The organism is Pseudoalteromonas luteoviolacea DSM 6061, assembly GCF_001625655.1.
GTDB lineage: Bacteria > Pseudomonadota > Gammaproteobacteria > Enterobacterales > Alteromonadaceae > Pseudoalteromonas > Pseudoalteromonas luteoviolacea.
Genome location: NZ_AUYB01000002.1, coordinates 44,634 through 54,113 on the forward strand (window position 1 = coordinate 44,634; position 9,480 = coordinate 54,113).

Annotated in this window: 18 protein-coding genes and 1 pseudogene; all 19 read right to left on the minus strand. The window is 36.9% G+C overall.

The features are described 5' to 3' along the window. Positions 1 to 265 precede the first annotated feature (265 nt). Positions 266 to 589 carry a hypothetical protein gene (locus tag N475_RS00300; RefSeq protein ID WP_063359719.1) on the minus strand — a complete coding sequence of 108 codons (324 nt, stop codon included), beginning with the start codon at positions 587 to 589 and terminating at the stop codon, positions 266 to 268. A gap of 106 nt (positions 590 to 695) precedes the next feature. Beyond that, entirely contained in the window at positions 696 to 1,196 is a 501-nt protein-coding gene (locus N475_RS00305; protein WP_063359718.1) for a GNAT family N-acetyltransferase, read from the minus strand. Between the two features lie 53 nt (positions 1,197 to 1,249). Further along, positions 1,250 to 1,558: a DUF6419 family natural product biosynthesis protein gene (locus tag N475_RS00310; protein ID WP_063364496.1), complete on the minus strand. Its 309-nt coding sequence runs from the start codon at positions 1,556 to 1,558 to the stop codon at positions 1,250 to 1,252. 122 nt (positions 1,559 to 1,680) lie between these two features. After that, positions 1,681 to 1,857 carry a hypothetical protein gene (locus N475_RS25885; protein ID WP_196765659.1) on the minus strand — a complete coding sequence of 59 codons (177 nt, stop codon included), beginning with the start codon at positions 1,855 to 1,857 and terminating at the stop codon, positions 1,681 to 1,683. A 12-nt stretch (positions 1,858 to 1,869) separates the two neighbouring features. Beyond that, positions 1,870 to 2,022: a hypothetical protein gene (locus N475_RS25890; RefSeq protein ID WP_196765658.1), complete on the minus strand. Its 153-nt coding sequence runs from the start codon at positions 2,020 to 2,022 to the stop codon at positions 1,870 to 1,872. A 117-nt stretch (positions 2,023 to 2,139) separates the two neighbouring features. Then, positions 2,140 to 2,430, minus strand: a complete 291-nt coding sequence (locus N475_RS00320) for a hypothetical protein (protein ID WP_063358108.1) — start codon at positions 2,428 to 2,430, stop codon at positions 2,140 to 2,142. A gap of 102 nt (positions 2,431 to 2,532) precedes the next feature. After that, positions 2,533 to 2,883: pseudogene (locus N475_RS25990) on the minus strand (VOC family protein). A 339-nt stretch (positions 2,884 to 3,222) separates the two neighbouring features. Continuing rightward, positions 3,223 to 3,507 carry a DUF5076 domain-containing protein gene (locus N475_RS00330; RefSeq protein WP_063358107.1) on the minus strand — a complete coding sequence of 95 codons (285 nt, stop codon included), beginning with the start codon at positions 3,505 to 3,507 and terminating at the stop codon, positions 3,223 to 3,225. A 189-nt stretch (positions 3,508 to 3,696) separates the two neighbouring features. After that, on the minus strand, positions 3,697 to 3,912 hold the full coding sequence (locus N475_RS00335; protein WP_063358106.1) for a hypothetical protein: 216 nt from the start codon (positions 3,910 to 3,912) through the stop codon (positions 3,697 to 3,699). A gap of 52 nt (positions 3,913 to 3,964) precedes the next feature. Beyond that, complete coding sequence (locus N475_RS00340; protein ID WP_063364497.1) at positions 3,965 to 4,423, minus strand: hypothetical protein; 459 nt, start codon at positions 4,421 to 4,423, stop codon at positions 3,965 to 3,967. Positions 4,424 to 4,528: 105 nt separating this feature from the next. Further along, positions 4,529 to 4,921 (minus strand): DUF5071 domain-containing protein, encoded by a 393-nt coding sequence (locus N475_RS00345; RefSeq protein ID WP_063358104.1) that lies wholly within the window; start codon positions 4,919 to 4,921, stop codon positions 4,529 to 4,531. A gap of 90 nt (positions 4,922 to 5,011) precedes the next feature. Next, positions 5,012 to 5,428, minus strand: coding sequence for a VOC family protein (locus N475_RS00350; RefSeq protein ID WP_063358103.1), 417 nt, complete (start codon positions 5,426 to 5,428; stop codon positions 5,012 to 5,014). A gap of 125 nt (positions 5,429 to 5,553) precedes the next feature. Next, positions 5,554 to 5,925: a hypothetical protein gene (locus N475_RS00355; protein ID WP_063358102.1), complete on the minus strand. Its 372-nt coding sequence runs from the start codon at positions 5,923 to 5,925 to the stop codon at positions 5,554 to 5,556. 101 nt (positions 5,926 to 6,026) lie between these two features. Then, positions 6,027 to 6,575, minus strand: a complete 549-nt coding sequence (locus N475_RS00360; protein WP_063358101.1) for a hypothetical protein — start codon at positions 6,573 to 6,575, stop codon at positions 6,027 to 6,029. A 123-nt stretch (positions 6,576 to 6,698) separates the two neighbouring features. Further along, a complete protein-coding gene (locus N475_RS00365) occupies positions 6,699 to 6,968 on the minus strand; it encodes a hypothetical protein (RefSeq protein WP_063358100.1) in 270 nt (89 codons plus the stop codon). A gap of 81 nt (positions 6,969 to 7,049) precedes the next feature. Continuing rightward, positions 7,050 to 7,346, minus strand: coding sequence for a hypothetical protein (locus tag N475_RS00370; protein WP_063358099.1), 297 nt, complete (start codon positions 7,344 to 7,346; stop codon positions 7,050 to 7,052). A 102-nt stretch (positions 7,347 to 7,448) separates the two neighbouring features. Next, on the minus strand, positions 7,449 to 8,120 hold the full coding sequence (locus N475_RS00375; protein ID WP_063358098.1) for an RDD family protein: 672 nt from the start codon (positions 8,118 to 8,120) through the stop codon (positions 7,449 to 7,451). A 474-nt stretch (positions 8,121 to 8,594) separates the two neighbouring features. Then, a complete protein-coding gene (locus N475_RS00380; RefSeq protein WP_063358097.1) occupies positions 8,595 to 8,906 on the minus strand; it encodes a hypothetical protein in 312 nt (103 codons plus the stop codon). A gap of 82 nt (positions 8,907 to 8,988) precedes the next feature. Then, positions 8,989 to 9,369 (minus strand): DUF2750 domain-containing protein, encoded by a 381-nt coding sequence (locus tag N475_RS00385; protein WP_227008487.1) that lies wholly within the window; start codon positions 9,367 to 9,369, stop codon positions 8,989 to 8,991. Positions 9,370 to 9,480: the final 111 nt, after the last annotated feature.

Consider the following 9,480-nt stretch of genomic DNA (forward strand, 5'->3'; position numbering starts at 1 on the left):
GCATCTTTACTATTGATTAATGCCCCTAGATATATGCCATTTCAAATAATCCAATGGAAACATATAACTTTATACCCAGAGCAGCTGAAGCTTTTAGAGCAGATAGTATTTATCTGTTTGTGATATTATCTAATTTCATCGGTGCACGCTTATCCCAAGAGTTAAATATTCCCCTAAATAGGCGGAAAATAGTAGACTAAAGTTAACAACGAAGGAGCGCAAACCTGCTGTTTACGTCCATCGCTTAATTAACTTGCTATGTTAACTACCATTTATTGTGCTCAGGCAGATAAGACGGCCTTTGACCAATTACGATATCGTCTACACCGTATTTTTTAGCAATTATAGGGCACTGAAGATTTCGCTTTTTTCGACTATCAAAAAAGTGGTAATGATTTTTTCCGTCTTTCTCATAACTAACATAGTAATCACCGAAGTTATTTATATCGCTTATTACAGCTTGTGAGTTTTCCTCTAAAAATTTTAAGTTTTTTAGATAGTAAAGCTCTTTATCCCGATTAGAATTACTCACTTTTGTTGCAATAGCAGCTATACAGCAAAATATCAAAATGACGACTAATGTTTCCAATTACACTAAACCTCAGTGAATATAACGCTAAGCTAAACGGAAAAGTACAGTCACGCGAGACTGCGCAAAGCGCGAGTCTACTGAACTTTACCGTTTGAGCGCATTATTATATTTTATATTCCAAAATTACACTATTTTGTGAACCTGTAGCTCTCTTTTTAGGATCAAAAAATGTGTCTATAATCTCAAATCCTGCTTTTCGCATCATACCTGCAGAAGCGAGGTTTTCTTCATGCCTTTCTATTAATACACTATGTGCCTTATGGTTTTTTGCTTCCAACAAGCATTTTTCTAGCAACTTTGTCGCAATACCTTTTCCGGAGTGTAGCGAAGATACAACTACATCCCCAACGAATTTAATTTTTTGTAAATCACAATATTTTTCGAGGTAAGCTGGGCTAGCTACTCCATCAATTAAAACAGCAAACCCAATAATTTCTGCATCGATTGTCGCAACAATAACTTGAGCATTTCCATTTTCTACAAGAGAAAACTCGTCATTTACTCCTTCTGGTGTTAAGTAATTCCATTCATTTGGACCGAATTCCCAAAGTAGCGCTTTTAATTCATCCTGCTCTTTGAGGAATGCTTTTCTATACTCTGTCAATGCTCTTTACTCCATTAATATATAACGTTTGCGTCTATTGTTTAATTAAATAATTATGTGCCTGTGCTTGCAACCAGTTTTCTTATGCCCATTAGAACCCCACCAAATGAAACAGGGAAGAGAACTAAAACAAATAGAAGTGCCTCTTGGTTTGATATGTACATGCCCGGGCTTACGATTACAGCCAGAGTATTAATTAATATCAAAACCAAACCACACTGGATATAGCCCTTATAGCCAATGAAGCCAGCGAATAAAAGCATTAGAAAAGATCCCCCTATAGCTGGAGTAAATGGTGCAGCGGCTAGCAGCATACAAAGTAAAGAAAAAACTATCGACAATCCTATAGCAATTTTTGCCATAAGGTCCTCCTTGGTACATAACCCCGCCTAATGCGGTGAGTAATAGTTGGTTATAATTTGTGAGACATAAACAAAGCCGACTTATTTTTGTCCGCCATTTTTAATTTTTCCTTGTTATGTTTTTATCTATTTTCATCGTAATAGAAAGGTGATTTAGGGGAATCAAAATCACCATCTCTGTATTTCTCATCAATGTGTTTTGGGATCATATCACCCATCTTTTCGTGGATAGAAGTATAGAGAAGCTTAAATCCTGCTGGCTCATTAACTGAACCAAGAAAGCGCTCGATATCCTTCATATTTTGGTAGTGCTATGGCTGATGAAAGAACCTCTGATATTCTTGTAAAGTAGAAAAGACATACATCAAGTCTTTTAGGTTAACTTCTACTTTTTCATCTGGGTCGATTTTCTCAAAGCCAAAGGTAGCAATTTCTTCTAAATTTTCAGTAAACTCTCTAGTCACTTATTACCTCTTTAAACATAAATAAAGCCTCGCTTAACCGGTCTAAAAGAGTAGGCCAAGTTAGTGACGAAGGAGCGTTCCCCTGCTATTTTGCGCCCTTTGTGATTAAAGCATTTGTTAGGTATACGGCGCCACTTTATATTCTTTGTTATTAACCTTGTGGTATTCGTTAATTTCATTTACTGCTTTCTCTACAACATCAAATGTTGCGTTTTCAGCGAAATATAAGATGTATTTTCCCGTAACATCCTCGTTTAAAAAAAACGCACAGTCCAAATCAAAACATTCACACAATACGTCGTCAATGTAATCTAAGTGTTCGTAATCAATAAGTTCAATATATGGCCCCCATTCAGCGTGCTGTTTCACTCTTATTGGTGATAAAATGTATCGAAACTCTTCAAGCATGATTTTATGTCTAACTTTTTACTAATAGACACCTAAGAGCTCGGAAAAAATTCGCGACAAAGGAGCGCAAGCCAAGCGTTTTGCGTCATTTTGAGTAGCTTGTTAGTTGTTAGTAAACTCTGTTATTTGCCAAAGTTCACCTGATAGCCCCCATAAAAAAATTAACCTTACCCCAACGTTCTTCTTGAATTGGATTATATTTAAAATCAAAGCCCTGTAAATTTTTTATACGTTCATGTGCTTCATTTATATCAAGAACTGACAATTGGAGAACTAAATTATTTGCTAAGTCGTGGTTATAAAACCTTTGTAAAAAGAAGAAACAGTCACCATTTTCAAATAACGAGGGTCATCGGATACATAGTCCATTTTAAAACCGAGAGCTTGATAGAAAGATTTACTAGTTTCGTAATCCTTGCTCGGGATAAATACTCTAATTTGATCTACTTGCACGACTTTCTCCTTGGTAACTAACGTCTCAATAGCAGGCTAAACTAAGCAAATAATGAGCGCAAGCACACTGCTTTCGTCCATTATTAAATCAACTTGTTATGTTTAAGTTTTCACCAAATCCAGCGCTACGAGGCGCTTTAGCGCAGGAACAACAGCTTCGGCTGCATAGCAAAGTGCGACTACCAATATACTTGTTCAATTCTTGCAAAGACGTTCGTATTCACCCAAAAACTTAAAGCATCAAATAAACGGCGTAAAATTGCAGGCTGAACAAAGCAAACAATGAGCTAAAACCTGCTGCTTTAAGTTCATTGTTTGATTAATTTGTTATGCGTAAATTTATTCAACCCTTAGAACTGGTGCCATCGGGTTGCTGAGTTCAGCAATTAGTACCTGTGAAATCGACTCTGTAACCGCTTCAAAATTACCACCATGTTTTTCAATATGCGCTACAGCAATATTTCTCACTATATCTGCAAGCGCGATTCCCCAAACCGCTGGTTCTTCCCATTTAGGATCAAGGACAAATTGGCTTGAATAATTAGAGTCTGACCAAACACGGAAGATTTCAGCCTTCCATTCGGGAAAAATATCTATCAGATATTCTAATGTTTCTTTGATCACTGAAAACGCTCACAGTGCCTAACGTCGCTAACACCCACTCTTCGCGTGACTTGTTTTGTTACACCTAGCACTTACCTTGATTAAAACATAACTGATTATCGCTTTAGTGCCATTAGGCTCCCAACTATATACAGTTCTTCTTTTTGCGACCAAGGAAGATAAAAGAAAACTTCTCATATGCTGCTTTTCTTAAACATCAACGCTTGATTGTGCAAACCATAAGTACGTTTGAGGCCCGCTTATATCATCTTTAGATGCATTGCCTTGAGACATAGTAGTGTTTGGACCAGGCCTCACTTCACAGTTTTCTACGAACACCATTAACGAATCGCTACCCGACTCAACCTTAGTGACATCACACTCATGAGAACTAACAGCTGCATATGACTTATCTGATAAGAACAAAATACTTCATCGATAATACTAAGGGCGTATAGTCCGGCTCTAAATGCGTTTGTTATATTTTCAAACAGGTGCTTTCAGAATTATCTGTCAAATCTAATACAGTCCGCTCTTTATTATTAATTTTTAGAGTTTTGTAAGACCTTTTGCTATTCAAAAGATCATTTTTAAACTTATTTAACTCACTTTCCAGCATATCTCCGGATACTAACTCAACATCGACCTCTGTAAAAATTGGTTTGAATACACCCCCCTCTACAGTAAAAGTACCTTGTGACTGAAATTCGAATTCAAATATGCTAGTACTTTTATATTTCAAGGCAACACTACCTTCCGAAGTAAATTTATAACTCTCAACATTATATGAATCTATAATCTTAAAATATGAACTAAAACTACCTTCTTCAATGCGTACACTACAATCCCATTTACCACTAATTAAACTAATGTCAGTTGAAGAAAAAGAATAAAAAGAAGTGAATAAAATCAATATAAACGTTAGAAATTTTTTCATGCTACCTCTTGAAATATTACGCTCATATAACCAGCGAAAATACTTGGCAAAAATTAGCAAAGAAGGAGATCAAGCCAAGCATTTTGAGTCCTTTTTAAGTAATTTTTATACACAATGACTGTAATAGAACACGGCTTCTCTTGCAATTAATTTAACACCTTCTTCAACTTCTGATTTAGAAGGCGAATTAATAATCTTTACAACTTCAATTAAAGCTAACTCCATGACCTCTGGCTTCAATTTCATAACTAAATATTCGATGATATTACACTTCCATATTTCATCATCGCCTAACAGCACCTCATTTATAAATGGAACTATTTCGGCATTTGCACTTGCTAATTTTTCAGAAATAGGTAACGCCACAGGCCAATTCATATCTTGCAGCCATGGCAGAAGTATTTCAAAGTGGGGTACCAAGTCCTCACTAGTAAACTTATTTAGATTCTTGCACGCATCTAAATCATGCTTATTTTGTGGTACAAAGTTCAAATTCATATTTGCGTATAACGCCTTGTTAATAGACAGACAATGCCGCCACATGCTCACCCCTAGAGCGTTGGCAATCAAATTGAGCGCTTGGTTATGCTACCTTTTCGCCATTGGATGGCCTGGGTTCAATTGAAGAAGATCCCACAAATTTCCATACAAGTCTTCAAATACGGCTACCGTTCCATAGTCTTGATCAGCAGGCTCGCGGACGAAGTTAATACCTATAGATTTCATATGCTCAAAATCTCGCCAGAAGTCATCTGTATTTAGGAACAGAAATACTCGACCGCCTGTTTGATTACCAATGAAATCATGTTGCTCTGGCTTCGAGGCTTTGGCCAATAACAACGTAACACCATGAGAGTTCGGTGGTGCTACAACCACCCAACGTTTGTCTTGTTCAGGTTGATAGGTATCTTCAATAAGCTCAAATTTGAGTTTGTTCACGTAAAAATCAATCGCTTCATCATAGTCCTTTACGACCAAAGCGATATGGACAATGTTCTGTTTCATAGAATCCCTCATTGAAGATTGTGACCGGTAGCATGATGCATTTGTTAACATGCTAAATATAATTGGCTAGAATATGCGACTAAGGGTCAAAAGCCAACTGTATTTTGTCCTTGTTTAACAGCTTGTTAGGTGCATTGTTTGTTGAACTGAGCAATTAATATAACGCCCGCCCAAATGAGCGAGGCTAGAGATAAAATGTAAGTTGAACCAAAAAAGCCAATAAATCCGCCAATGATTAAGGCTATTAACCCTAGGATAAATGTTAAAATTGTTAATTTAGAAACATAAGGGTATCTAAAAATTGAAATTGCACTGATAGTTAAACTAGCTAACCCAATTACCGCCAACAAACTTAACCCCAAAGAATTAAAGTCTTTCAAGAAAGCATGACCAAATATCAACAAGCCTAGAATACACAAAGCCCCCCAACCTATTATTGACGGTACTATTAAGAACATGAGTAGAAGCTTGGTGTTACGAATTTCTCTTGGAGTCAAAAAAGTACCTTACAACCGCATAACGGACTAATAAAGCTTGGCTAAACGGAGTGAGGCACGAACTAAGCCAAGCTTTATTAGTCCATGCGTTGATGCGTTTTTTATATTTCGTTACCACGAATATCGAAATTACGGGTTATTATTGGGGTATTGTGGTTTTGGTTAATAAACGATACTGCCTGTTCAATATCTAACAGCCCAAAATGCTCTAAATTTATACAGTCATTTAAAAGGATAAATGACCATATAACTGATTCCTCACCATCTCCAATATCTTTTACTTTTTTCTCAATGAATCGTATTTTTTCGATTTCGATTGATATACTTTTCTCTAATTTAGGGCTAGGAGCTATAAATTTTAAGACTCTATTTTTTACGGAACATATCCAAAGCCCGTTAGCTTTTATCTCATTCCATGCTTGGTAAAAAAACACAACACTTAAAGCCCAAAATAAAATGGCAAACAATCCAATCACTAACGCGATCTGGGACTCTTCCGTGATCTTTTCAATTAATTCGTTAAGGTTAAAATTACTCGTAGCTGTAATCATTCCTAACCAGATTAAGGGTAATAAAAAGAAAAAAATGGCTAAAACGATCAGTCCATAACCAACACTTTTAGACTTTATTTTTTCTTCGTATGAAACCATAACTTTCCCTAGACATATGACGCCTAAAATAAACGGCTAAAAATAGTTGGCTAAACTAAGCAAAGAATGAGCGCAAGCCTGCTGTTTTATGTCCATGATCTAAAGGCATTGTTAGCAGTAAACTCAAAAATACAACGCCAGAATAACAAAAGCTAAAAGGCCTAACCAAATATATGGAGACGTCAGAATAGCTTTTTGTAGTTCCTCTTTATTTAGCTCACCTTTGGCTAATGATGATTGAATGTTTGCTTTAACCAAAGCAGATACACAAAATAAAACTATAAATGAAATTGCTAACGATATAATGAAGTTAATATTTAGCCCTTGTAGTGCAATTACACCACCACATGCCATTGATATTTTATTTACTGATTTTTTTATTGATGCTTCCATTTTTCTCTTTACTCTTAAAGCTCCAATATCCAGCGTGCTGAAAGTGTGCCCGGCGCCATAAGTGCGTAGTCAATTGCCTTATTATACATGGCTTATCACCTCACTAGCGCAATTGCTAACAAGGAAGTTTTCCGCATACTCTGCCAACTCTTTAGTTTCAGATTTCACAATTAACACTAATGGATCTAACGATTCCGGATCAATGTCAACTCTTAGTGTTTCATCACTACGATTGATTAACGTGAGTTCAGTCCAGCTATCTGAACCTGGCGATTCGGAATCCCCATCTGAATCTATATCTTGGCCCGGCCATAGCTCGTTAGACAACGCATAAAATGGAGGTCTTGGGCCGCTAATTTTTACTCTAATCTTAATCATGATGATATATAACGCCCTGTTAAGGGGTTGATTAATGTTCGACTTAATTTATAGTGAAGCGAAACTGCTCCAAACGTTAGCAGTCTCGCCTTAAGTAGCCCGCTATGTACGTACCACAACCGTTTTACCAATATAATCATGAATGGCTCTACGTTTATCATTAAATAGCATGGTAACGAATTCGGATACTCCCCAAACTATAGCTAAAATACCAAAACCAATAACTGCATACGATAGCCCGACTGAAATAGTACCTGTCATTTCTAGTGTTGCGGCAACTGTTAGAATAATTAGAACCCAAGCAATATTTAGTGCTAAATTAACTGACTCTCTACGCAGTGCTTGTTTAACATTTATTTTGGTTTCAGTATCATGATTCAGTACCTTAACCCCCATAACCATTTTCCCAAGTGTTTGACCAAAATAGCCGTGCATGAAAATAGCGTACAACGCGAATTGAACTCCGTTTAAAGCTTGTAGAAATTTATCCTGGGCACTGTACTCGACACCAAATATTAAACATTCAATGTATAAGAGCAGAGCAAATAAAATACCATCAATCGCCGCAGCCCAAAAACGAGGCCAGAAAGTAGAATATTTGCATACTTCCATATCTTGTGCGAATTCTTTTTTTGGTTGAGGTAAGTGTTCAGGGTCGTTTAATAACTTAATTACTGCTTCATACCTTTCTGGGTAAATGTCCTTATCTATGTGCTTCTCTGCATCAAGCAATTCATCATAAGTAAACTCACTAAAATTTGGCTTGTTATCCATTATTTAAGATGACTCCATATGTACATAACGCCCCATGTTTAAGCTGGCTAGAATAATGAGCGAAGCGACGGGAGCCGGCTTAAAACTGTCCCGTTGGCTCACTTGTTATATGCTTTTTTCTGGAGCGAAGGTAAATATTATATTTTTGTTTGCTTCACTTAGGCATGAAATATCAATCGGTTCCGAAGCTTTTTAGAAAACTTTAGATAACCATTATCATCAAGATTTATATGTACCTGCACTTTGTGACCGAAACAAGTTTCGCAAACTAATAAATGTAATTCAATCAAGCTATTATTCTTACTAGCCCACTATGGCAAAAACAAGACAAAGTTTGACTAAATGTTTCATAATTTCCTAGAGCATATAACGTCCCACTATGGGGAAATTTATAGTTGGCTAACATGTTAAACGCAGTGAAAATAGCCAGATGTTAATTTTCCCGCTTTAGTAATTTTTTAGGAGACTGAAAGACTACACTTTATTTTTATATTTTCTCTGTAGTTTATCCATTTCTTTTTTATGTTCTTTGGCTCTTAATTTTAACTCTGCTTCTGATAATTGACTTACCTGACCTCTATTTTCAATAAACTCATAAACAAATATTGTTTTCCCTACAACTTCGTGCAACTTACTTTCTCTATCTAACTTCTGATACTCAGATGTAAACTCTGGCACCCTTAGTTGGTATTTTTTACCGTCCATGGCCTCAGTCATCAACCCTAAATCGAAAACCGCAACTATGCGAGTTTTAAATTTCAAACTTAATTTAGGAATGCTAGACAATAGAGTCACCTAACGCTTGTCATAAACAGCGAACGTATTTTGCAAGTCAAGCCCCCGCAAGGGGCGATGTTTGATGGCCTTGTTATGTGAATTTCTTCGCATGGTAACTAGTGTTTGCAATTACATCACTTACGTCCAAGTCGTAGCCTGTGGCATAAATACCGCTCCAGTTTATACCAACCAACAAGCCATCCTTTTTCAATCCTGGGGCCCAGTCCGTTACGAAAGCGCTCCAAGTCAGCTCGTAAGGCTCAAATTTTCGGTAGTCAGAAACCGTGTCTATGATTTTTTGAACACGCGACAAACTTGACCAAAAAGGCATGGCTCTTTGCCCATTTGATTTGAGAGGAGCTGGAACTCCACCGGCATCCTTACATGTCCACAGTTTTCCGCTACTACCTACTTCCTTATAGAAAGCGGCAGCTTGTGATGCTGATTGTCCCATTCGTACTCTTAACTCCATATAACGCCTTGCTTAACCGGCGTAAAATAGCAGGCAAAATTTGCGAAGAAGGAGCACAAGCCTGCTGTTTTGTATCCCTAGTTTAACCGCCTTGTTGAACGAAGCCGCTGC

Coding starts and splice junctions, on each gene's coding strand:
- N475_RS00310 (WP_063364496.1), bottom strand. CDS start 1,558: ATGGCAAAAATTGCTATAGGATTGTCGATAGTTTTTTCTTTACTTTGT.
- N475_RS25885 (WP_196765659.1), bottom strand. CDS start 1,857: ATGAAGGATATCGAGCGCTTTCTTGGTTCAGTTAATGAGCCAGCAGGA.
- N475_RS00320 (WP_063358108.1), bottom strand. CDS start 2,430: ATGCTTGAAGAGTTTCGATACATTTTATCACCAATAAGAGTGAAACAG.
- N475_RS00340 (WP_063364497.1), bottom strand. CDS start 4,423: ATGAAAAAATTTCTAACGTTTATATTGATTTTATTCACTTCTTTTTAT.
- N475_RS00345 (WP_063358104.1), bottom strand. CDS start 4,921: ATGAATTTGAACTTTGTACCACAAAATAAGCATGATTTAGATGCGTGC.
- N475_RS00350 (WP_063358103.1), bottom strand. CDS start 5,428: ATGAAACAGAACATTGTCCATATCGCTTTGGTCGTAAAGGACTATGAT.
- N475_RS00360 (WP_063358101.1), bottom strand. CDS start 6,575: ATGGTTTCATACGAAGAAAAAATAAAGTCTAAAAGTGTTGGTTATGGA.
- N475_RS00365 (WP_063358100.1), bottom strand. CDS start 6,968: ATGGAAGCATCAATAAAAAAATCAGTAAATAAAATATCAATGGCATGT.
- N475_RS00370 (WP_063358099.1), bottom strand. CDS start 7,346: ATGATTAAGATTAGAGTAAAAATTAGCGGCCCAAGACCTCCATTTTAT.
- N475_RS00375 (WP_063358098.1), bottom strand. CDS start 8,120: ATGGATAACAAGCCAAATTTTAGTGAGTTTACTTATGATGAATTGCTT.
- N475_RS00385 (WP_227008487.1), bottom strand. CDS start 9,369: ATGGAGTTAAGAGTACGAATGGGACAATCAGCATCACAAGCTGCCGCT.